The sequence below is a fragment of the Burkholderia sp. KL41 genome (assembly GCF_057005415.2).
Genome location: NZ_CM174446.1, coordinates 1,908,548 through 1,929,317, shown reverse-complemented (window position 1 = coordinate 1,929,317; position 20,770 = coordinate 1,908,548). Strand labels below are relative to the sequence as shown.

The following is a 20,770-nucleotide window of genomic DNA, read 5'->3' as shown; positions in this document are numbered from 1 at the left end:
GCGATACGCGCCGGCGGCCGCGATGCCGGTCAGTTTCGGCGCGGGGCGTTATCGCGGTCGGTAGCGCGGTCGTTATCGCGGTCGGTAGCGCAGCCGGTCGTGCCCGCGTCGGCGAATACCTGCGCCGCGTGTTCGTTCAGCGCGGGCGGCGGCCGCCGGTACGTGGCCGGCGTGCGGCCGAGCTTGATCGGCGACGCGATGCCGCGATGCCGACCCAGCTCGACTTTCATCGCCCGATGCGCGACATGCGGATGATCGAGCGCCGCATCGAGCCCGAGCACCGGCGCGCACGGCACGCCGCGGCGCATCAGCTGCTCGGCGAGCGCCGCGCCGTCGTGCGCGGCCAGCGCCGTTTCGAGCAGCGTGCGCAGCACGGCGCGGTTCGCGCTGCGCGCGCGGTTGTCCGCGAAACGCGGATCGCCGGGCCAGTCGCGCGTGCCGAGCACGTCGCACAGTGCCGCGAACTGCCCGTTGTTGCCGACCGCGAGAAAGATGTCGACGCTCGCCGTCGGAAAGCTGTCGTATGGCGTGATGTTCGGATGTGCGTTGCCGGTGCGCACGGGCGCGTTGCCCGAATGGAAGAAGTTCGGCGTGTGCGGATGCAGGATCGACAGCGCGCAGTCGAACAGCGTCGCTTCGACGAACTGGCCGCGGCCGCTCGCGTCGCGCTCGCGCAGCGCCATCAGCACGCCGAGCGCCGCGTTCAGCCCGGTGACGAGATCGACGATCGGCACGCCGACCCGCAGCGGCGCGCCGCCCGCTTCGCCATTGACGCTCATCAGCCCCGCGAGCGCCTGCACGGCCGCATCGTAGCCGGGCAACCCGCCGAGCGGGCCGTCCGCACCGAAGCCCGACACGCGGCAATGGACGAGGCGCGGAAACCGCGCATGCAGCGCGTCGAAACCGAGCCCCCAGCGCTCCATCGTGCCGATCTTGAAGTTCTCGACGATGGCGTCCGCGTCTTCGAGCAGGCCGAGCAGCCGCTCGCGGTCGGCCGGTTGCGTCAGGTCGAGCGCGATGCCGAGCTTGTTGCGGTTCACGCCGAGGAAGTACGACGCGGTATCGCCGTCGAACGGCGGCCCCCACGTGCGCGTTTCGTCGCCGGACGGCGGTTCGACCTTGATCACCTCCGCGCCGTGGTCGGCAAGGATCTGCGTGGCGTACGGGCCGCCCAGCACCCGCGACAGATCGATGATGCGCAATCCCGCCAGCGCGCCCTGCTGCTCGTGTTCCGCCATGCGTCCCGCTCCTGGTTCCGGTTGATCGGACTGCCGGTTCCGGCAGGCCAGGCGCCCGCGGCGCGACCGTCCGGATTCGACGAATAATTCTTGTGCGTGAATTTATATTCACACTGGGGAATTGTGTTGTCAACCCCGGCGGCACCCTGAGACCGTGCGGAAGACGTCCCCGTGCGCAAGTGGGGACGACACCGAACACGTGCCGGTTGCGATGGCGCCCCGCCGTTCGCTAAGCTGGCGGGAAACTTCTATCTCGAAAAATCTCGAAAAATTCAGGCGGACTATTCATGAAACGGATGCTGCTGGCGGCCTTCGTGCTGGCGTCGACGCTGGGTGTCGGACATGCGCAGACCCAGACGTACCACTTCGGCGAGGGGCAAACGCAGATGCCGGGGGGAGCGCCGCACGCCACCGCGCCGACCGCACGGCATGCGAGCCCGCCGCCTCATCATCGACGTGCCGTTCACAAGCGCCGCCATCCGCGCCGCGTGAAGCCGACGCGCAACGGGATCTATACGCACACCTGACCCGGCGTCCGTTGCGCGACGCCGTGCACGGAACTGTCATGAACGACCGGTAGGATCGCTGCGGCTGCCTGCAAGCCGTCGCGGCCCGCGGCCGGGCAACGCGCCGCCGATGCGCACTTTCTCCACGATTCAGCACCTGTTTTGCCGAACATGAGTACCGGGCCGGACACCCTCGCCGTCATCAAGGAACGCGCCACGATCGTGTGCCGCCAGCACGGCAGCGTGCTGCTGGTCGCCCGCACCGCGTCGCGCTGGTCGCTGCCGGGCGGCACGATCCGGCGCGGCGAGACGCCGCTCGACGCCGCACTGCGGGAGCTTGCCGAGGAAACACGGCTGGAGGGGCTCGCACTCGACTACGCAGTGCAGTTCGGCGGGCTGACGAAGCTCCACCACGTGTTCGTGGCCGACGTGCCGGCGCACCTGACGCCGCGCGCGAGCAACGAGATCGCCCGCTGCAAGTGGTTCACCGTCGACCGGCTCGACACGCTCCGGGCGAGCGTGCCGACGCGCAAGATCATCGAGTTGCTGCGGCTCGACTGTTTTTCGGCGATCGCGAACGGCCGGCTGCGCTGACGTCGATCCCGCCCGCGCCCGTCACGTGCGCAGGAACGGGCCGGCCTTGCGTTCGAGCAGCGTGACGAGTTCGGGCTGCATGTACGCGTAGCGATCGGGAATGTCGAGGCAGACGACCTTCTTGTGCCGCAGATGCGTACCGAATTGCGCGGTCAGCCTGGTCTTGTGTGCGCGCTCCATCACGAACACGACATCGGCCCAGTCGAGCTGCTCGGCGTACACGTGTGTGTCCGCATCGGGCGCGAGGCCCGCCGAATCGGTTTCGACACCCGGCCACGCGGCGAATACCGCTTCGGCCGTCGGGCTGCGCAGCCGGTTGCGGCTGCAGATGAAGAGTGCCCGTGTCATGTCGCTACGAGGTTCAACCTTGCGGAATCGTGCCCGGCCGAACGTACGCGAGCATGTGCGACACGTAGTCGGCCTTGCCGAGTTCGACGCCATGGTGGCGCAGGATCCCGTAAGCGGTGATCGCGTGGAAATTGAACTGCGGCAATGCCCAGTCGCGCGCGTACTGCTCGCCCGTCATGTCGAACGCGATCCCGTTCGGCATCTCGAGCGCGATCGGCAGCGCGCCGCCGCCGTCGAGCGCATCCGGCGCGAGTTCGCCGAGAAATGCGAGCGTACCGGCGATGATCGCCTGCGCATCGGCGAGCGAGCCGGGCTGCGCATCCGCATTCCATCCCGCCTCGCGCAAGGCCAGCAGTGCAGCCGGCAACGGTTCGCCACGCAGCCGGTGGATGGGCTCCATGGCCTGGAAGCACGAGAAGCGCACCTGTGCCGCGAGCGGATACATGTCGGGCGCCAGCTTCAACGTCATCGCCGCGTCGGGCGCGTCGCCCGCGGCCTGCCGGTGCGCAGCGGCCTTGTCGAGCCACGCGGTCTGTGCGCGCAGCATGTGGGTGAAGGTCGGAACGAGAAGTTGGGTCGGTGTCACGCGTGCGCTCCTGGGTCGGGTTGTCGTTTGCGCCACGATAGCAGCGTCGGTGCAAACGTGCATCCCGGCCCGGGTGACGAGCGCGATTCGATGCGGATTCAACGGTGCGGCATGGCGACGCATGGCGTGCGGGTGTTCCCCCACCGCGGGACGATCACGACGCGCGGCCGTTGCCCCCCGGCTTCAAGGCTTGCCGTGCCGGGCCAGGAACCGGTCGAGCTGCGATGCAAACGCCTTGCCATCGCGCGCGCTGAACGGCGCCGGCCCGCCCGTGTCGATCCCGGCGCTGCGCAACTGGTCCATCATCGCGCGCGTCGACAGGCGTTCCTCGATGTTCTCGCGGCTGAACCAGTTGCCGCGCGGGTCGAGCGCATGCGCGCCCTTGTCGAGGACGGCGGCGGCCAGCGGGATGTCGGCGGTGATCACGAGGTCGCCGGCTTCCGCCAGCTCGACGATCCGCGCATCGGCCACGTCGAAGCCGGCCGGCACCTGCACCGCCTTGATGAACGGCGACGGCGGCGTGCGCAGGAACTGGTTCGCGACCAGCGTCACGCAGATTTCGGCACGACGCGCGGCGCGAAACAGCATGTCCTTGATGACGGCGGGACACGCGTCGGCATCGACCAGTACTTGCATGGCGGTTTTTTCCAGTGGGCAGAAGCAGAAGCGGCGATCATAGCGCACCGCGGCCGGCGATCAGCCGGCGCGGCCCGTGCACAGCGCGTCGGCCGTCACCCACTGCGCACCCCACGCCGCGGCGAGCCGCGCGCCCTGCCCGATCCGCACGGCCGCATCGTCGAAGTCGACGAACACGACGTGATCGGCCGCCGCGGGTTTGGCCGGCATCTCGCGCGTGCGTCCGTCGGACAGCACCCACAGCCAGCGCTGCTTGTCCGGATCGCGCCGCGCCGCACGCGCGAGCAACTGCGCGGCGGCCGCGATGCCGTCCGCGAGCGGCGTACCGCCGCCACCGTCGACCGGTTCGAGCCAGCGCGCATTCCACCAGCGCGGCACGGCCGGGCCGAAGCGCCGCGCGGCGCCGTCGCCGCCGAAACAGATCAGCGCGGTTTCGACCCGATCGCGCGCGGCCTCGTCGAAATACGCGACGATCAGCCCCTTCGCCAGTGCGAGCCGCCCGTGCGACAGCATCGACGCCGAACAGTCGAGCACGAAGCAATGCAGTGCATCCGGTGCGCCAGCCCGCTTGCGGAAGCGCAGATGGCCGCGATGCAACGGATCGCCGCGCTTCGCGGCGAACGTCGCCGGCCATGCGACGGCCGTGCCGGTGCGCGCCGTGCCCGGCACGCGCGCGGCTGCGCCTGGCTGCCATCGAGGACCGCGAACGGCGTTCGCGGCGGCGCCGGCTCGATGGCTCAGTGTTTTTTTAGCGGCAGCGGCACCACGCTTTTCACGTCGCGCAGCCCCGCCGGCTCGGGCCGCAGGTAGCCCCAGTCACCCTGCGCGACGGCGGCGCCGTTTCCGCTTGTGGCCGGTTGATCGTCCGGCTGCTGGCGCACATCCGGCGGCGAACGATCGTCGCGTGTGCGATCCGGCTGCGACGCGCCGGACGACGGCGGCGCACCGGCATGGCGCCGGTGCCGCAGCACGGCTTCGGCCACGCGCGCCACATGCGACACCGTCACCGCATCGGCCTGCTCCAGTGCGGCGAGCGCGCGCGCCGCACGTAACATCACGAGGTCGGCACGCAGCCCGTCGACGGCCGCGTCGATGCACAGCGCGCTGACGTGCGCATGCACCGCATCGCCGAAATCGAGCGTCGCCAGCCGTGCGCGCGCCGCGTGAATCCGGTCGCCGAGTGCGCGCTGCGCGGAGGCATGGCGCGCGCGGAACGCCTCCGGATCGAGATCGAATGCAAGCCGCGCCTTCACGATCCGCTCGCGCTGCGCGGCGTCGAAGCAGTTCTCCAGTTCGACCATCAGGCCGAAGCGGTCGAGCAGTTGCGGACGCAGCTCGCCCTCCTCGGGATTCATCGTGCCGACCAGCACGAAGCGCGCGTCGTGCGCGTGCGACACGCCATCGCGTTCGACGATGTTCACGCCGCTCGCGGCGACGTCGAGCAGCGTATCGACGAGCCCGTCGGCGAGCAGGTTCACCTCGTCGACATACAGCACGCCGAGATGCGCCCGCGCAAGCAGGCCCGGCCGGAAGCGCACGCCGTTGTCGGCGAGTGCATGCGCGAGGTCGAGCGTTCCCGTCACCTGCTCGTCGCTCGCCGACAGAGGCAGCGTGACGAACTGCCCTTCGGGCAACAGCTCGGCGAGGCCGCGCGCGGCGGTCGATTTCGCGGTGCCGCGCGGGCCGCTCACGAGCACGCCGCCGAGCGACGGGTCGATCGCGGCGAGCAGCAGCGCCTGCTGCAGCGCGTCCTGTGCGACGAGCGCCGCAAACGGAAAAACCGCGCGCGCGCGGTGCGTCGTCGGATCGGTCATCGCCGTCCCCCTTCCTGGAGTTGTTCGCTGTCGAGCCAGACCGTTTCGATCCGCTCGCGATAGTCGCCCGGCTGCTGCCACAGGCCGCGCTGCATCGCCTCGACGAAGCGTTCGCAGATGCCGTGCAGCGCCTTCGGATTGTGCCGTTCGAGGAACGCGCGGGTGGCGTCGTCGAACAGGTACGCGTCGGCGACGAGCGCGTACTGGTGGTCGGACAGTACGCGCGCGGTCGCGTCATAGCCGTACAGGTAGTCGACGGTCGCCGCCAGCTCGGCCGCACCCTTGTAACCATGGCGCTTCACGCCGTCGAGCCATTTCGGGTTGACGACGCGCGAACGGATCACGCGCGCGATTTCCTCGCGCAGCGTGCGCATCTTCGGCGCGACCGGGTTCGCGTGGTCGCCGTGGTAGATGCTCGGCTGCTGCCCGGACAGGTGCCGCACCGCCGCGGTCATCCCGCCCTGGAACTGGTAATAGTCGTTCGAATCGAGGATGTCGTGCTCGCGGCTGTCCTGGTTCTGCACGACCACGTCGATCGTCGCGAGCCGCTCGCCGAACACGTCGGCCGCGGCGTCGCCAGCGCTGTTCTGCGCATACGCATGGCCGCCCCACTGGCGGTACGCCTCCGCGAGATCGGCATCGGTCTGCCAGCGGCGCTGGTCGACCAGGTCCTGCAGGCCCGCGCCGTAGCTGCCCGGCCGCGCGCCGAACACGCGCCAGCCGGCGCGGCGGCGCGCTTCGTCCGGCGCCACGCCCTGTGCGACCCACTTCGCGCGTTCGCGCTCGATGCGCGCGCGGATCGGGTTCAGTGCCTCGGGTTCGTCGAGCGCGGCAACCGCCTGCACGGCCGCGTCGAACAGGTGCATCAGGTTCGGGAACGCGTCGCGGAAGAAGCCCGACACACGCAGCGTCACGTCGATGCGCGGCCGGTCGAAGATCTCGATCGGCAGGATCTCGAAGTCCGTCACGCGATGGCTGCCGTGCGCCCATTTCGGCCGCACGCCAAGCAGCGCGAACGCCTGCGCGATGTCGTCGCCGCCGGTGCGCATCGTCGCCGTGCCCCACACCGACAGCCCGATCGCGCGCGGATAGTCGCCGTGATCCTGCAGATGGCGCTCGATCAGCTGCTGCGCGGATTTCAGGCCGAGCGTCCACGCGGCCTGCGTCGGCACCGCGCGCGTGTCGACCGAGTAGAAATTGCGGCCGGTCGGCAGCACGTCGGGGCGGCCGCGCGACGGCGAGCCGCTCGGCCCCGGCGGCACGAAGCGGCCGTCGAGCCCGCGCAGCAGCTGACGCATTTCCTCGCCGCCGCACGCGTCGAGCGCCGGCAGCAGCGTCGCGCGAACGCGCTCGATCACGGCGAGCGTGTGCGGCCAGTCGCCGGGGGGCGGCGCGTCTTCCGCGCCCGTATGGCTGCCGTCGGCTGCACACAGCCTGTCCAGCCATTGCTGCGCGAGCCGTTCGAGCCGCTCGCGCGTATCGCCCGCATGGCGCCACGGCGATGCGTCGAGCGCCAGCAGGATCGCCGGTCGCGGGCCGGCCCACGGCGCGGCCCAGTCGGCCGCGAGCGGGTCGAAATCATCGCCGAGCGCGAGATCGCGCGCGAGCGCGCCGATCAGTCCTGCGCGTGCGCCCTTGCCGTCGCCGACCGGAAAGCGCGCGAGCGCCAGCAGCGTGTCGCGCCGCTGGCGCCCGGCCGGCGACACGCCGAACACGTGCAGCCCGTCGCGAATCTGCGCTTCCTTTAGTTCGCACAGCCACGCGTCGACGCGCGTCAGCAGCGCATCCTCGTCGCCCGCGTCGCGCGGCGGCGACACGCTCAGTTCGTCATGCAGCCGGTGTTCGGCGATCGTCGCGAGGATCGTCTTGCGCAGCAGCTTCGCGCGCCGCGCATCGACCATCAACGCTTCGTAGTATTCGTCGACCTGCCGCTCGAGATCCTGCAGCGGGCCGTAGTTTTCCGCGCGCGTGAGCGGCGGCATCAGGTGATCGACGATCACGGCCTGCGCGCGGCGCTTCGCCTGGCTGCCCTCGCCCGGATCGTTGACGATGAACGGATAAAGATGCGGCAGCGGCCCGAGGGTCAGGTCGGGCCAGCACGCGTCGGACAGCGCGACGCTCTTGCCCGGCAGCCATTCGAGGTTGCCGTGCTTGCCGAGGTGGATGACCGCGTCGATGCGATACGCATCGCGCAGCCAGAAATAGAACGCGAGATACGCATGCGGCGGCACGAGATCCGCGTCGTGGTAGCTCGCGTAGTCGCTCTCGCCGCGCGAGCGCGACGGCTGGATGCCGACGAACACGTTGCCCGCGCGCCAGCCGGCGATCGTGAAGCGCCCTTGCCGCAGCGTCGGATCGGCCTCGGGCGGGCCCCAGCGTTCGTTCAGCGCATCGCGCACGGCCGCCGGCAGCCGCGCGAAATGCGCGACGTAGTCGGCCAGCGGGAAGCTCTGGAAGGCGGGGCGCAGCGCATGCACGGCCGCGTCGTTGGTCACGCCTTCGGTGAGCCGCGCGATCAGCGCGTCGCCGTCGGGCGGCAGGTCGGCCACCGCGTAGCCCGCGTCGCGCAGCGCCGCGAGCACGCGCAGCGCGGACGCCGGCGTATCGAGCCCGACACCGTTGCCGATCCGCCCTTCGCTTTGCGGATAGTTCGCGAGAATCAGCGCGACGCGCTTGCTCGCGTTGTCGAGCGTGCGCAGCCGGCACCAGCCGCGCGCGAGCGCCGCGACGAACGCGATCCGCTCGGCGTCCGGCTGGTAGCGCACGACGTCGACCTCGGTATGCGGGCAGCGATACGCGAGCCCCTTGAAGCTCACCGCGCGCGTGACGATCCGGCCGTCGACCTCGGGCAGCGCGATGTGCATCGCGATGTCGCGCGCATGCAGGCCCTGGTTGTCGGCCACCCACGCGTCGCGATTGCCGCCGGACAGGATCACCTGCAATACCGGCGCGTCCCCGGCGAGCACGTCGTGTTCCGGGCTGTCGATCGCGCCGGCCGCGAACGCGGTCGTGTTCAGCACGAGTGCGACGTCGTGCGTGTCGCAGAGCTGCGTGATGACTTCGCGGCTCACCGCATCCTTCAGCGACGTGACCGCGATCGGCAGCGGATTCAGCCCCTCCTGAACGAGCGCATCGGCCAGCGCGTCGAACACGGCCGTGTTCGCGGCCTGCCAGTGCGCGCGATAGAACAGGATCGCGACGACCGGTGCGCCCGGCGTCCAGCGCGGCCGCCAGTCGTCGACGCTCGCGCGGTTGCGCGCCGGGTGATACAGCGCGGCGGCCGGCAACGGGCGCGGCGGTTCGGGTTCGTCGCCGAAGCCGAGTGTGTGGAATGCGATGCTGCGCAGCAGCGCCTCGGCGTTGTGCACGCCGCCTTCGCGCAGGTAGCGCCACCACAGCCGGCACAGGCCGGGCGCGACGGTGCTTTTCGCGACGAGGTTCGGGTCTTCCTGCAGGTCGCCCGAGAACATCGCGAGCTGCTGCGCGCGCTTCGACGCGAGCGACACGGCCTGCTCGATCCCATACGGCCAGTACGCTTCGCCGCCGAGATGATCGATCACGACCGCCTTCGCGTGCTGCAACACGTCGTCGACGTAGAAATCGACCGACGCCGGCTGCCGCAGGAACGTGACGTTCGCGAGCCGCACGCTCGGGAAGCCGGCCGGCAGGTGCGGCACGACGCTGGCAAGCAGCGACAGCGTCGTGTCGGCCGAGCTCAGGATCACGATGTCGGCCGGTTGCTGGTCGATCCGGACGACACCCTGCGTATCGTCGACGAAGCCGCCCGGCGTGGTGCGCAGCAGATGCATCGTGCGTTACGCCTGTTGCGGTTCGGCCGCGCACGCGGCGTCGAACGCGCGTTGCAGCACGGCCGCGTCGAGATCCTCGCCGATCAGCACGAAGCGGCTCGCGCGCGTTTCGCCGTCCTGCCAGCGGCGGTCGAAATAGCTGTCGAAGCGGCGGCCGACACCCTGGATCACGAGCCGCATCGGCGCGCCGGGCAGCGCGGCGAAGCCTTTCGCGCGGTAGATCGTATGCGCTTCGACGACGCGCTGCAGCGCGGCGATCGTCGCCTCGCGCGTGCCGGCGTCGCCGGACACGACCACCGAGTCGAAATCGTCGTGATGGTGATCGTGATCGCCGTCGTCGGCCGAGCCGTGATGGTCGTGGCGCAGGTGGATCGTTTCTTCCGACGCCGATTCGAGGCCGAGCAGCATCGCGAGATCGAGCTCGCCGCGCGTCGCGCGCACGATCTTCACCTGCGGCGGGATCTCGTCGCGAATCGCGGTTTCGATCTGCGCAAATTCCGCATCGCCGACGAGATCGGCCTTGTTCACGATCACGAGATCGGCGGACGACAGTTGATCGGCGAACAGCTCGTGCAGCGGCGATTCGTGGTCGAGGTTCGGGTCGGCGCGGCGCTGCGCGTCGACGGCCTGCGGGTTTTCCGCGAACTGGCCGCTCGCGGCGGCCGGCCCGTCGACGACGGTCACGACCGCGTCGACCGTGAAGCTGTTGCGGATCGTCGGCCAGTTGAACGCCTGCACGAGCGGCTTCGGCAGCGCGAGCCCGGACGTCTCGATCAGCACGTGGTCGATGTCCGCGCGACGCTCGACGAGCGCTTCCATCACCGGATAGAACTCTTCCTGCACGGTGCAGCACAGGCAGCCGTTCGCGAGTTCGTAGAGCTGGCCCGACGCTTCGCCCTGCGCACCGTCGGCATCTTCGCAGCCGATGCCGCAACCCTTGAGGATTTCGCCGTCGATGCCGAGTTCGCCGAATTCGTTGACGATCACCGCGATGCGGCGGCCTTCGGCGTGTTGCAGGATGTGGCGCATCAGCGTCGTCTTGCCGCTGCCGAGAAAGCCCGTGACGATCGTGACGGGAAGCTTGCGTAGGGTCATGGAATATCCAGGTTGGTAAGGGAGAGTCACGCCGAGATCGTCACGTCGATCTCGTCGTAGCGCTTTAGCCGGTAGATCAGGGCCGACACGAGCCAGCAGGCGAGGAACAGGCCGATCACGACATAACCGAGCATGCCGAAGTGCGACGCCACCATCGACGCGAAGTCCCACACCGGGCCCTGCAGCGACAGCTTGTCCGCGAGCAGCGCAAGCACCTCGATGCCGCCGATCAGCGCGGCGACCAGCACCGACACGAAGGTGATCGTCATGTTGTAGTAGATCTTGCGGATCGGCCGCACGTACGCCCAGCGATACGCACCCATCATCAGGATGCCGTCGGTCGTGTCGACGAGCGTCATGCCGGCGGTAAACAGCATGGGCAGCGCCATCACCGACCAGAACGACAGGCCGCCCTGCACCTGCGCCGCCGAGATGCCGAACAGCGCGATCTCGGTCGCCGTGTCGAAGCCGAAGCCGAACAGGAACCCGACCGGATACAGGTGCCAGCTGCGCGACACGAGCCGGAACAGCGGACGGAACAGGCGCGCAAGCACGCCGCGCTGGTTCAGCAGCATGTCGAGATCGGCGTCGACGATCGGCTCGCCGCGCCGCGCGGCGCGAAACGTCCGGTAGACGGAAATCAGGATCAGCAGGTTCGCGATCGCGAGCACCAGCAGGAAGAACGCCGATACGCTCGTGCTGATCACGCCGCCCCACGCTTTCATGCTCTCGAAGCGCGCGAGCGACGCGGCCGTGAGCGTCACCACGACCGACATCACGATCACGACCGTCGAGTGGCCGAGCGAGAAGAACAGGCCCGCGCCGAGCGGGCTGCGGCCCTCCTGCATCAGCTTGCGCGTGACGTTGTCGATCGCCGCGATGTGGTCGGCGTCGACCGCATGACGCAGCCCGAACACGTACGCGAGCAGCGCGGTGCCGAGCAGCACGGGCTGGCCGTGGAAGGCGGCGAATGCCCAGATCCACGCGCCTGCGTTGAAGGCGATCAGCAGCGCATAGATCGCGACGATCTTGCCGCGCAACCCGGACGGACTGTCGTTGAACAGGCGAAACAGCGAATCGGGCATGACGCTCCCTTGCGAACGGTCGACATGAAGAATGCCAACACGGCCGTCGCTGCGCGGCCCCGCGCGATCCGGCCCTTCGTCGCACCGGAACATGCGCGCTCGCGCAGGCGGCCGGACGTCGGGAATCGGGAAACGCTCGGGTGTCGGGCACGCTGCGGCCGTGGACGATGCGCCGCCTCCCCGCGGCGCTGAACCCCAACGTTTAGGCCGGTATCCGGGCTGACGAACACGCCGCTTCGCCTTCCCGGATGCGCAAGGCATCCAGTGGCGGTCGTCCGCATGCGCGCGGCATGCGGCGAAGCGGCGTTGCATCGCGGCGGGCACGATGCGTTCGCTTACCGTTGCGGGGGCAGCACAGGTTGGCTCGACTGCGATGCAGGCAGGCTCCCTGTTTCCCGTTTAACTGCGCGCGCCGGAGCGGCGCGCGCGAGCACCAAAACGCGTGCGAGTGTAGGCGCCGGGGGCGGGAGCGTCAAGGCGACGAGCGGCCAGGCCGGCCGGATGAACCGGCGGGCAGCGATCCGGCGCGGGTTTGCCGGGGAAATCGTTCGACTGTCTGACGCACCCGACAACCCGTGCGGGATCGAGCGCGAAGCAGTACGACTCGCCATCCGAAGCGGTTTTTCAGAATTGACGGCCGTTCACGTTGTCCGCAATCGCAAGGCCAGCGCCGCAGCAGGTGCAGCGTGGGGTTGCGCGCAGAAACGTTCATTCTCTTTGGAGATTCGGATGATTGACGTTGCGCAGCCGATATTCGATTGTCCGCTTCAGACAGTTTTCGATGATCGAGATAAACCACTGCGACACATTCGTTCAGACCATGAATATTGTCCGATTGTATGTGGCCATCGCCGTATGGCTGTCGATGGCGCTCTTGTTTCCGTTTGCCCTGAAGGGGATGGATTCCCCTCTTGCAACGGTCGCGAAAGTACTGATGTGGTCGTACTGCATTCTGCAAACGCTACGGGAATCGAAGCGGTGCTTGTGAAGCAGCCCGCTGCGACTAAGAGCCGATCGCGTATATCGCACCTGTTTCGCAATCGGCATCGAGCCGCATCGGCCGCCGGCGCACTGGCCGGTGCCGCGGTCTGTGGCCCGAATCGCGGCGGCATCGGCGGCAGTTCCGGCTCGTCCGGAGGCGCGGGCGGTTGCCGAAGCCTTACTTGAAACACCTGGCGACTGTGCGCCGCCGCGCTTTGCGGGATCGGGGCATGGCTTTCATTTGCTCGGCGACATGTTCGCCGAGCGTCGCAAAGACCGACGACGGGTGAGCGCCCACCCCGCATGCGTTTGCGCCGGTGCGCTGTGCTATCGTATGCGCCGCGTTCGGTGCTCGCATGCGCATTCCGTGCATGCAGTTAAACGGGAAACAGGAGGCGGATCGTCGCCCTGCCTGTGCTGTCCCCGCAACGGTACGCCGCCCGCGCGACGCGCTTCCCCGCGCACGCGCCCATGCCGCCCACGATGCCACTGCCCTTCCACCGGGCGGGAAGGCTGCGGCCTGGCAAGCGGCCAGCCCGGATACCGGCCGACGCAAGGGGCGAGCCCGACGCTCGCCGAACGCCCGATCCGCGGGGGACGGATCGGGTGCGCATTCCGCCCGCGTTCGCGCGGGCTTCGCCCGATCCGTTATGCGTTGCCTGTCTGCCGGCCGCCGATGTGCCGCCCGCCTTCCCCTTTCCACTGTTTCGACACGGTGCGCGCCGTGCCGCGCCCGATGAGTCGCGCGTGGCTCATCGGCGCCGGCCCCGGCGACGCCGACCTGCTGACGCTCAAGGCCGTCCACGCGATCGGCTCGGCCGACGTGCTGCTCGTCGACGATCTCGTGAACCCCGACGTGCTGCGCCATGCGCGCGCCGACGCGCACATCGAGCACGTCGGCAAGCGCGGCGGCCATGCCTCGACGCCGCAGGAGGCGATCGTCGCGGCGATGCTCGCGCACCTGCGCGCGGGCCGCAGCGTCGCACGGCTCAAGGGCGGCGACCCGTTCGTGTTCGGCCGCGGCGGCGAGGAACTGGCCGCGCTCGGCGCCGCGGGATTTCGAGTCGAGGTCGTGAACGGCGTCACGGCGGGCATCGCCGCACCAGCCGCGCTGGGCATTCCGGTCACGCAGCGCGGCGACGCGCAGGGCGTGATCTTCGTCACGGGCCACGGCGCGGGCGCCGACGAACCCGACTGGCGCGCGCTCGCGGCCACGCGCATGACGATCGTCGTCTACATGGGCATCCGCCGGCTCGACACGATTGCAGCCGCGCTGCGCGAAGGCGGCCTGCCCGGCGACACGCCGTGCGCGGCGATCGAGAACGCGACGCGCCCCGAACAGCGGCACGTGCTCGCGACGCTCGACACGCTCGTCGAACAGGTCGGCGCGACCGGCATCGGCTCGCCGGCCATCGTCGTGATCGGCCGCGTCGCGGCGTTCGCCGACGATCCCGCGGTACGTGCCGCACTCGGCAGCCGCACATGATGCGCGTCGCGATCGGTGTCGGTTTCCGCGCGGACGTGACGGCCGCGCAACTCGATGCCGCGATCCGCGTCGCGCTGATGCGGTACCCGGCTGCCGAACCGGCGCTCGTCGCCACGCTCGCCGACAAGGCGCGCGCACGCGCGCTGCGCACGCTGTGCGCGAGACGCGGCTGGCCGCTCGTCGCGTTCGACGCGGCGCAACTCGCGAGCCGCCCCGAACTGGCCGTGAGCGGCCCGTCCGATGCCGCGCTCGCCCGCTTCGGCGTCGCGGGCGTGGCCGAGCCGTGCGCGCAGCTCGCGGCGCCGCACGGCCGGCTACTGGGCCCCAAATCCATCCGGGACGGCGTGACGGTCGCACTCGCCGGCCCGCTCTGAACCCTTTGTTTCGCTTTCTTTCGACAGGACGAATCCGATGAAAACCGACGCCGAATCCCATCAACGGATGACCGAACGCCGCCGCGCGGGCCACGAGAAGAAGCAGGCCGCCGCCGTCAACGAAAAGGGCCTGCTGATCGTCAACACCGGCAACGGCAAGGGCAAGAGCACGGCCGCGTTCGGCATGGCCGTGCGCGTGCTCGGCCACGGCATGCGGCTCGGTGTCGTGCAGTTCATCAAGGGCGCGCTGCACACGTCCGAGCGCGACTTCCTCGGCGCGGTTGCCGAGTGCGATTTCGTGACGATGGGCGACGGCTACACGTGGAACACGCAGAACCGCGACGCCGACATCGCGACCGCGCGCAAGGGCTGGGACGAGGCGCGCCGGATGATCGAAAGCGGCGACTACCGGATGGTGATCCTCGACGAGCTGAACACGGTGCTGAAGTACGAATACCTGCCGCTCGACGAAGTGCTCGCGACGCTTGCCGCGCGTCCCGACTCGGTCCACGTCGTCGTGACCGGGCGGCATGCGCCCGATGCGCTGATCGACGCGGCCGACCTCGTCACCGAGATGCGGCTCGTCAAGCATCCGTACAAGGAGCAAGGCGTGAAGGCGCAGCGCGGCGTGGAGTTCTGAGCATGCCCGCCTGCCCCGCGCTGTTCGTCAGTGCGCCCGCGTCGGGCCAGGGCAAGACGTCGGTGACGGCCGGCCTCGCGCGGCTGCACCGCCGGCTCGGCCGCCGTGTGCGCGTGTTCAAGACCGGGCCCGACTTTCTCGATCCGATGCTGCTCGAACGCGCGAGCGGCGCCCCGGTTCATGCGCTCGATCTCGGGATGGTCGGCGAGGCCGGCTGCCGCGCATTGCTTGCCGATGCCGCACGCGATGCCGACCTGATCCTGATCGAAGGCGTGATGGGGCTGTTCGACGGCACGCCGAGCAGTGCCGACCTCGCGGCTGCGTTCGGCGTGCCGGTCGTCGCGGTGATTTCCGCGAAGGCGATGGCGCAGACGTTCGCGGCGATCGCGTTCGGGCTCGCCCGGTTCCGGCCGGGGCTGCCGTTTCACGGCGTGCTCGCGAACCGCGTCGGCTCGGCCCGGCACGCGGAACTGCTGCAACAGGCGCTGCCCGACGACCTGCGCTGGCTCGGGCACGTGCCGGCCGATGCGGGCATCGCGCTGCCGGAGCGGCATCTCGGCCTGCACCAGCCGTCCGACATCGACGATCTCGACGCACGGCTCGATCGCGCGGCCGACGTGCTCGCGCAGACGGCGCTCGCCGAATTGCCGCCCGCCGTCGCGTTCGCCGAACCGGACGCCGCGGCGCCGCTGCCGCGTGCGCTCGCCGGCAAGCGGATCGCGATTGCGCGCGACGCGGCGTTCTCGTTCATCTATCCGGCGAATCTCGCGCTGCTCGAGACGCTCGGCGCGCGGCTGTGCTTCTTCTCGCCGCTCGCCGACGAACCCGTGCCGGACGATTGCGACGCGCTGTTCCTGCCGGGCGGCTATCCGGAACTGCATGCGGCAACGCTCGCGGCGAATGACGCCACCGCACGAACCATTCGCGCGCATGCGGCGGCTCGCCGGCCGATCGTCGCGGAATGCGGGGGGATGGTGTATCTGTGTGAATCGCTGACCGACGTCGACGGCGTCACGACGTCGATGCTCGGGATGTTGCCGGGGCGGGCGACGATGCAGCGCCGGTTCGCGGCGCTCGGCATGCAGCAGCTCGATACGCGTACCGGACCGATGCGCGGCCATACGTTTCATTATTCGACGCTCGCGACGCCGCTGGAACCGGTCGCGAACGCGGCGCGCCCCGACGGCAAGCCGGGCAGCGGCGAAGCCGTCTATCGCCACGGCGCGATCGTCGCGACGTACATGCACCTGTACTGGCCGTCGAATCCGGAGGCGGTCGTGGCGCTGTTCGACGGCACGGCGTTCTGACCGAAAAAACGGCGAGGCGCCGCGATGTCAGGGTTTTTCGCGGCCCGGCGCTTCCGAGCGCGAAGTGCGGATCACGGTGCCGTCGGGCGAGAAATGCGCGTTGAACATCGCGTCGCCCGATACGCCGCCCTCGGCCCAGTGCCAGCTCCACACCTCTTCGTGGCTCAGCGCGTATTGCGCGATCTCGGTCGGCTTGCCGAGCAGTTGGCGCACGTCGTCCTTCGACATCCCGGGCACGACCTTCGCGATGTTCGCCGCCGTCAGCGCCTGCGTGATCGACACGAGCCGGCCGTCGGGCCCGAAATCGAGCATGTAGGTGCTCGTGCCATACGGGCCGCGCGGATATTCGAACCGCTGCGAGCCGTCGTCGCCCTGCCTGACCATTTCCGGCTTGCCCGCCTGGCGGAGCACGTCCTCGGTCGTCGACACGCCCGGCTGCAGATTGCCGAACGCCATCGGATCGGGCTTGATCGCATTCACCGCGTCAGCCACTTTCTGGTCGTCGCACCCGGCTGCCAGAATGGCGACCGCACCGGCGGTCAGCACGGTCAGAAGCTGTTTTCGCATTTCATCCACACCTGTACTCATCGTGCCGGTCCGGCGTCGCGCGCAGCGTAGCACGCGACCTGTTCCGTCGATGTCAAGGAGCGTCAAATGCGGTCACGGAGCGCTTTCCAATGGAACATGAGCCTGGGCGGGGGGCCGCGCTGGCTCTTGCGTAGCGCCTTTGGCGCGTTTCCAATGCAAATGAGCCTGTTGTCGGCCCCGGCCTTGCAGGCGCGGCAGCTCGCACGCCGCCGCGCCGCCGCATCACACCAGGAACGCCTCGGCCAGCTTGACCCAGTACGACGCGCCGGTAGGCAGTGCCGCGTCGTTGAAGTCGTAGCCGGGGTTGTGCACCATGCAGCCGCCCTCTCCGTCGCCGTTGCCGATGATCAGGTAGCAGCCCGGCCGCTTCTCGAGCAGGAACGCGAAATCCTCGCTGCCGGTGAGCGGCACCATCCCTTCGATCAGGTTCGCTTCGCCCACCCACTCGCGCGCGACGCCGCGCGCGAACGCGGTCATATCCGTGTCGTTGACGAGCACCGGGTAGCGGCGCTGGTAGTCGATCGTCGCGGTCGCGCCGAACACGGCGGCTTGCGCATGCACGACTTCCTTGATGCGCGTCTCGAGCAGGTCGCGCACCTCCGGCTTCAGCGCGCGCACCGACAGGCGCATCTGCGCGCGATCGGGAATCACGTTCGGCGCCTCGCCCGCGTGGATCGCGCCGACCGTGACGATCGCCATGTCGAGCGGCGACACGTTGCGCGACACGATCGTCTGCAGCGCAATGACGATCTGCGCGCACACGACCACCGAATCGACCGCCTTGTGCGGCACCGCACCGTGGCCGCCGCGGCCCTGCACGTCGATGACGACGGTATCGGACGACGCCATGAACGGCCCCGGCAGGAAGCCGAATTTGCCCGTGGGGAAGCCCGGCATGTTGTGCATCGCGAAGATCGCGTCGCACGGGAACAGCTCGAACAGCCCTTCGTCGAGCATCTTCTTCGCGCCGCCGAGCCCTTCTTCCGCCGGCTGGAAAATCAGGTTCAGCGTGCCCGAGAAGCGGCGCTCGCGCGCAAGATGCTTCGCGGCGGCGAGCAGCATCGCCGTGTGGCCGTCGTGACCGCATGCGTGCATCTTGCCGGCGATCTTGCTCTCGTACGGCAGGCCCGTGGCCTCGTGGATCGGCAACGCATCCATGTCGGCGCGCAGGCCGAGGCGCTGCGTGCCGTTGCCGACCTTCAACTGCGCGACGACGCCCGTGCCGCCCAGCCCGCGATGCACCGTATAGCCCCACGACTGCAGTTGCTCGGCGACGAGGTCGCTCGTCGCGAATTCCTCGAAGCCGAGCTCGGGGTGGGCATGGATGCGGTGCCGGATCTCGATCATTTCATCGGCGAGGCCTGCGGGAATCACGCTGTGCGTCACGGTGTCGTCTCCTGTTTCTGCGGGGAATGTGCAGGCAAGGATAGTCGGTTCGCCAGCAACCGGACAGACGAAAAGTCGTCGTGGTAGCAACCGATGGTTGCCGTATCTGGTACCGCGCACGATATGAGCTGACCGGCCATCCGGATGACTGCCGCACACGGCTCGGGCGAGCGAGACTGTGGGCTTGACAGCGATTTGACGAGCGCCAGGATTCGATGATGACCGTTCAAGCATCCGGAATAATGCCGACACATCAACGCGTTACAGGTAATTGTTCACTTTTTGACGCCTGTACATTTTTTGTGTACGCTGATGAGGAAGTGAACAAGCAATCGCCTCCGATGCCCGAGAACGCCCCCCTTCCGATGTCGGAACAGCACGTGCTCGACGAAGCCTGCGCCGCGTTCGAACGCGCGACCCGGCGCTTCGGCGCGCGGCCCGTGCGCGTGCCGGCCGCGCATGCCGGGCAAGCCGACGCGATGATCCGCTTCGACGTTGCCGGGCACGTATTCGAGATGCCGGCCGCCGTGAGCCTGCGCGTCGAATCGCTGCCGGGCGCACTCGCGGCACTGCGCCGCCGCGGCGTCGCGACCGCGACACCCGGCGAGCGGCCGCTGATGCTGATCGCGCCCTATCTTTCGGCCGAACTGGCCGCCGGCCTGACCGACCAGGGCATCCCGTTTCTCGACACCGCGGGCAATGCATGCCTGATTCAGCCGGAGGCGACCGTGATGATCGCGGGCCGGCCGAAACCCGCACGCACACCGCGCCGGCTGGCATCGCGCGCGACGACGCCGAAGGGGCTGGCCGTGATGTTCGCGGTCGCGACACAGCCGGGCCTCGTCGCGCAGCCGTATCGGACGATCGCGGCCGCATCGGGTGTCGCGCTGGGCACGGTCAACCTCGCGATGGACGACCTGATCGCGCGCGGCCTCGTCGGGCAGCGCCGCAATGGCGAGCGCCTGATACCCGACTGGCCGCGCTTCGTGCACGAATGGGTTGCGCTGTACCCGAGCCGCCTGCGCGCAAAACTGCCGAGCCGTCGTTATGCCAGCCTTGCGCCCGACTGGTGGCGCGATTTCGATTTCGCGTCGTTCGATGCGCGGCTCGGCGGCGAACCGGCGGCCGACCTGCTGACGCACGATCTGAAGCCGGCCGAGATCACCGTCTATACGCACGGCGCGGCATCGAACCGCCTGCTGCTCCAGGCCCGCCTGCGCCCGGACGACCACGGCGACGTCGAAATCGTCGAAGCATTCTGGCCGCACTCGCCCGTGCTCGATTGGCACGAGCCGCGCGTGCCGCTCGTACCGCCGCTCCTGATCTATGCGGATCTCGTCTCGTCCGGGGACAGCCGCAACCTTGCCGCCGCCGAACGGATCCATGACCGATACCTCGCCCATCCGCCCGCTTGAAGTCGACGCGCGCCGGCCGCTCGACCCGGCGGCGGTCGCGCTCTTGCAAGCGGTGAACCGTGCCTGCGCGCGCGTCGATGCGGCATTCGTCGTCGCCGGCGCAACCGCGCGCGACATCCTGATGTGGCACGTCCACGGCATCCGGCCGGTGCGTGCGACACGGGACGTCGACGTTGCGGTGTGCGTGGTGAGCTGGCCGTTTCACGCGCAGCTCGTCGATACGCTCGTTGCGACCGGGCAATTCACGCGCGCACCGAAACAACAGCAGAAACTGCTGTTCGACAGCGGCACGCACGGTTTTCGCACCGAACTCGATCTCGTGCCGTTCGGGCCGCTCGAAACGCCGCCGGGCGAGATCGCGTGGCCGCCGGGCGGCGAATTCGTGCTGAATGTGCTCGGCTTCCAGGAAGCGGTGGACACCGCGCAGCCGGTGTCGATCGACGCACGCACCGTCGTGCCGGTGGCCGGCCTGCCGGCGCTCGCGCTGCTGAAGTTGCTCGCCTGGAAGGACCGGCGTGCACGCCAGAACAGCGATGCGTACGACCTGCTGTTCCTGCTGCGGAATTTTCACGATGCAGGCAATCGCGAGCGCATCTGGGATGCCGCCCCCGACCTGCTGGAACGGCATGCGTTCCAGCCCGGCCTTGCCGCCGCCGCGCTGCTCGCGCGAGACGCGAAACGGATTGCCTCGCCGCACACGCGCGACGCGATCCGCGTGCTGTTGTCCGACGAAGCGACCTATGCCACGCTCGGCCAGGATCTGCTGGCACGTGCGTTCACGCTGTTGCCGGGTGAATTCAGCGATGACGCCAACCGGTATCTCGACGCATTTCGCGACGCCTTTCTCGAGGATTCACCCGCACCGCACGCATGACACGACGC

General features: G+C 69.2%; 19 protein-coding genes and 2 riboswitches. Of the genes, 8 read left to right on the top strand and 11 right to left on the bottom strand.

Features of this window, described 5'->3' with window-relative positions; genetic code table 11:
* Positions 1 to 29: 29 nt before the first annotated feature.
* Positions 30 to 1,238 (bottom strand): CaiB/BaiF CoA transferase family protein, encoded by a 1,209-nt coding sequence (locus tag PQB87_RS08950; protein ID WP_489241444.1) that lies wholly within the window; start codon positions 1,236 to 1,238, stop codon positions 30 to 32.
* A 287-nt stretch (positions 1,239 to 1,525) separates the two neighbouring features.
* Between PQB87_RS08950 and PQB87_RS08945 the strand changes: the two genes are divergently transcribed.
* Complete coding sequence (locus PQB87_RS08945) at positions 1,526 to 1,765, top strand: hypothetical protein (protein ID WP_060063039.1); 240 nt, start codon at positions 1,526 to 1,528, stop codon at positions 1,763 to 1,765.
* 150 nt (positions 1,766 to 1,915) lie between these two features.
* Complete coding sequence (locus PQB87_RS08940) at positions 1,916 to 2,338, top strand: NUDIX hydrolase (protein ID WP_059710208.1); 423 nt, start codon at positions 1,916 to 1,918, stop codon at positions 2,336 to 2,338.
* A gap of 21 nt (positions 2,339 to 2,359) precedes the next feature.
* On the opposite strand, the gene PQB87_RS08935 is transcribed toward PQB87_RS08940, so the two are convergent.
* The 8 genes from PQB87_RS08935 to PQB87_RS08900 form a co-directional block, all read right to left on the bottom strand.
* Entirely contained in the window at positions 2,360 to 2,686 is a 327-nt protein-coding gene (locus tag PQB87_RS08935; protein WP_489241441.1) for a low molecular weight protein tyrosine phosphatase family protein, read from the bottom strand.
* Positions 2,687 to 2,699: 13 nt separating this feature from the next.
* Complete coding sequence (locus tag PQB87_RS08930) at positions 2,700 to 3,272, bottom strand: DUF1993 domain-containing protein (protein ID WP_155635631.1); 573 nt, start codon at positions 3,270 to 3,272, stop codon at positions 2,700 to 2,702.
* A 183-nt stretch (positions 3,273 to 3,455) separates the two neighbouring features.
* Positions 3,456 to 3,908, bottom strand: a complete 453-nt coding sequence (locus PQB87_RS08925; protein ID WP_021160082.1) for a YaiI/YqxD family protein — start codon at positions 3,906 to 3,908, stop codon at positions 3,456 to 3,458.
* 60 nt (positions 3,909 to 3,968) lie between these two features.
* A complete protein-coding gene (locus tag PQB87_RS08920) occupies positions 3,969 to 4,577 on the bottom strand; it encodes a vWA domain-containing protein (RefSeq protein ID WP_489241438.1) in 609 nt (202 codons plus the stop codon).
* A 68-nt stretch (positions 4,578 to 4,645) separates the two neighbouring features.
* Positions 4,646 to 5,722 carry a magnesium chelatase ATPase subunit I gene (locus PQB87_RS08915; protein ID WP_489241436.1) on the bottom strand — a complete coding sequence of 359 codons (1,077 nt, stop codon included), beginning with the start codon at positions 5,720 to 5,722 and terminating at the stop codon, positions 4,646 to 4,648.
* The gene (gene cobN, locus PQB87_RS08910) at positions 5,719 to 9,531 is read right to left on the bottom strand and encodes a cobaltochelatase subunit CobN (RefSeq protein WP_489241434.1); all 3,813 of its coding nucleotides are present in this window, start codon (positions 9,529 to 9,531) and stop codon (positions 5,719 to 5,721) included. The genes PQB87_RS08915 and cobN overlap by 4 nt, the downstream gene beginning before the upstream one ends.
* A gap of 6 nt (positions 9,532 to 9,537) precedes the next feature.
* Entirely contained in the window at positions 9,538 to 10,626 is a 1,089-nt protein-coding gene (gene cobW / locus PQB87_RS08905; RefSeq protein ID WP_226191782.1) for a cobalamin biosynthesis protein CobW, read from the bottom strand.
* Positions 10,627 to 10,652: 26 nt separating this feature from the next.
* Positions 10,653 to 11,711: a HoxN/HupN/NixA family nickel/cobalt transporter gene (locus tag PQB87_RS08900; RefSeq protein ID WP_256084846.1), complete on the bottom strand. Its 1,059-nt coding sequence runs from the start codon at positions 11,709 to 11,711 to the stop codon at positions 10,653 to 10,655.
* A 188-nt stretch (positions 11,712 to 11,899) separates the two neighbouring features.
* A riboswitch (cobalamin riboswitch) is annotated at positions 11,900 to 12,164 on the bottom strand.
* An 856-nt stretch (positions 12,165 to 13,020) separates the two neighbouring features.
* Positions 13,021 to 13,258, top strand: a riboswitch (cobalamin riboswitch).
* A gap of 110 nt (positions 13,259 to 13,368) precedes the next feature.
* Between PQB87_RS08900 and cobA the strand changes: the two genes are divergently transcribed.
* The 4 genes from cobA to PQB87_RS08880 are packed head-to-tail and all read left to right on the top strand — an operon-like array spanning position 13,369 to position 16,499.
* The gene (gene cobA, locus PQB87_RS08895) at positions 13,369 to 14,178 is read left to right on the top strand and encodes a uroporphyrinogen-III C-methyltransferase (protein ID WP_233343413.1); all 810 of its coding nucleotides are present in this window, start codon (positions 13,369 to 13,371) and stop codon (positions 14,176 to 14,178) included.
* Positions 14,175 to 14,552 carry a cobalamin biosynthesis protein gene (locus PQB87_RS08890; protein WP_048020586.1) on the top strand — a complete coding sequence of 126 codons (378 nt, stop codon included), beginning with the start codon at positions 14,175 to 14,177 and terminating at the stop codon, positions 14,550 to 14,552. The genes cobA and PQB87_RS08890 overlap by 4 nt, the downstream gene beginning before the upstream one ends.
* Positions 14,553 to 14,589: 37 nt before the next feature.
* Positions 14,590 to 15,192: a cob(I)yrinic acid a,c-diamide adenosyltransferase gene (cobO, locus tag PQB87_RS08885; protein ID WP_021160089.1), complete on the top strand. Its 603-nt coding sequence runs from the start codon at positions 14,590 to 14,592 to the stop codon at positions 15,190 to 15,192.
* Between the two features lie 2 nt (positions 15,193 to 15,194).
* Positions 15,195 to 16,499: a cobyrinic acid a,c-diamide synthase CobB gene (locus PQB87_RS08880; protein ID WP_489241430.1), complete on the top strand. Its 1,305-nt coding sequence runs from the start codon at positions 15,195 to 15,197 to the stop codon at positions 16,497 to 16,499.
* A 27-nt stretch (positions 16,500 to 16,526) separates the two neighbouring features.
* Here the strand turns inward: PQB87_RS08880 and bamE are convergent, their stop codons facing one another.
* Both bamE and PQB87_RS08870 read right to left on the bottom strand, forming a co-directional pair.
* Positions 16,527 to 17,066 (bottom strand): outer membrane protein assembly factor BamE domain-containing protein, encoded by a 540-nt coding sequence (bamE, locus tag PQB87_RS08875; RefSeq protein ID WP_048020589.1) that lies wholly within the window; start codon positions 17,064 to 17,066, stop codon positions 16,527 to 16,529.
* A 243-nt stretch (positions 17,067 to 17,309) separates the two neighbouring features.
* Positions 17,310 to 18,473, bottom strand: a complete 1,164-nt coding sequence (locus PQB87_RS08870) for a M20 aminoacylase family protein (RefSeq protein ID WP_489241428.1) — start codon at positions 18,471 to 18,473, stop codon at positions 17,310 to 17,312.
* Between the two features lie 341 nt (positions 18,474 to 18,814).
* Between PQB87_RS08870 and PQB87_RS08865 the strand changes: the two genes are divergently transcribed.
* Both PQB87_RS08865 and PQB87_RS08860 read left to right on the top strand, forming a co-directional pair.
* Positions 18,815 to 19,888: a type IV toxin-antitoxin system AbiEi family antitoxin gene (locus tag PQB87_RS08865; protein WP_489241426.1), complete on the top strand. Its 1,074-nt coding sequence runs from the start codon at positions 18,815 to 18,817 to the stop codon at positions 19,886 to 19,888.
* Positions 19,857 to 20,762: a nucleotidyl transferase AbiEii/AbiGii toxin family protein gene (locus tag PQB87_RS08860; RefSeq protein WP_489241424.1), complete on the top strand. Its 906-nt coding sequence runs from the start codon at positions 19,857 to 19,859 to the stop codon at positions 20,760 to 20,762. The genes PQB87_RS08865 and PQB87_RS08860 overlap by 32 nt, the downstream gene beginning before the upstream one ends.
* Positions 20,763 to 20,770: the final 8 nt, after the last annotated feature.

Coding starts and splice junctions, on each gene's coding strand:
- PQB87_RS08950 (WP_489241444.1), bottom strand. CDS start 1,238: ATGGCGGAACACGAGCAGCAGGGCGCGCTGGCGGGATTGCGCATCATC.
- PQB87_RS08945 (WP_060063039.1), top strand. CDS start 1,526: ATGAAACGGATGCTGCTGGCGGCCTTCGTGCTGGCGTCGACGCTGGGT.
- PQB87_RS08940 (WP_059710208.1), top strand. CDS start 1,916: ATGAGTACCGGGCCGGACACCCTCGCCGTCATCAAGGAACGCGCCACG.
- PQB87_RS08935 (WP_489241441.1), bottom strand. CDS start 2,686: ATGACACGGGCACTCTTCATCTGCAGCCGCAACCGGCTGCGCAGCCCG.
- PQB87_RS08925 (WP_021160082.1), bottom strand. CDS start 3,908: ATGCAAGTACTGGTCGATGCCGACGCGTGTCCCGCCGTCATCAAGGAC.
- PQB87_RS08915 (WP_489241436.1), bottom strand. CDS start 5,722: ATGACCGATCCGACGACGCACCGCGCGCGCGCGGTTTTTCCGTTTGCG.
- cobN (WP_489241434.1), bottom strand. CDS start 9,531: ATGCATCTGCTGCGCACCACGCCGGGCGGCTTCGTCGACGATACGCAG.
- cobW (WP_226191782.1), bottom strand. CDS start 10,626: ATGACCCTACGCAAGCTTCCCGTCACGATCGTCACGGGCTTTCTCGGC.
- PQB87_RS08900 (WP_256084846.1), bottom strand. CDS start 11,711: ATGCCCGATTCGCTGTTTCGCCTGTTCAACGACAGTCCGTCCGGGTTG.
- cobA (WP_233343413.1), top strand. CDS start 13,369: ATGTGCCGCCCGCCTTCCCCTTTCCACTGTTTCGACACGGTGCGCGCC.
- PQB87_RS08890 (WP_048020586.1), top strand. CDS start 14,175: ATGATGCGCGTCGCGATCGGTGTCGGTTTCCGCGCGGACGTGACGGCC.
- cobO (WP_021160089.1), top strand. CDS start 14,590: ATGAAAACCGACGCCGAATCCCATCAACGGATGACCGAACGCCGCCGC.
- PQB87_RS08880 (WP_489241430.1), top strand. CDS start 15,195: ATGCCCGCCTGCCCCGCGCTGTTCGTCAGTGCGCCCGCGTCGGGCCAG.
- bamE (WP_048020589.1), bottom strand. CDS start 17,066: ATGCGAAAACAGCTTCTGACCGTGCTGACCGCCGGTGCGGTCGCCATT.
- PQB87_RS08865 (WP_489241426.1), top strand. CDS start 18,815: ATGCCCGAGAACGCCCCCCTTCCGATGTCGGAACAGCACGTGCTCGAC.
- PQB87_RS08860 (WP_489241424.1), top strand. CDS start 19,857: ATGACCGATACCTCGCCCATCCGCCCGCTTGAAGTCGACGCGCGCCGG.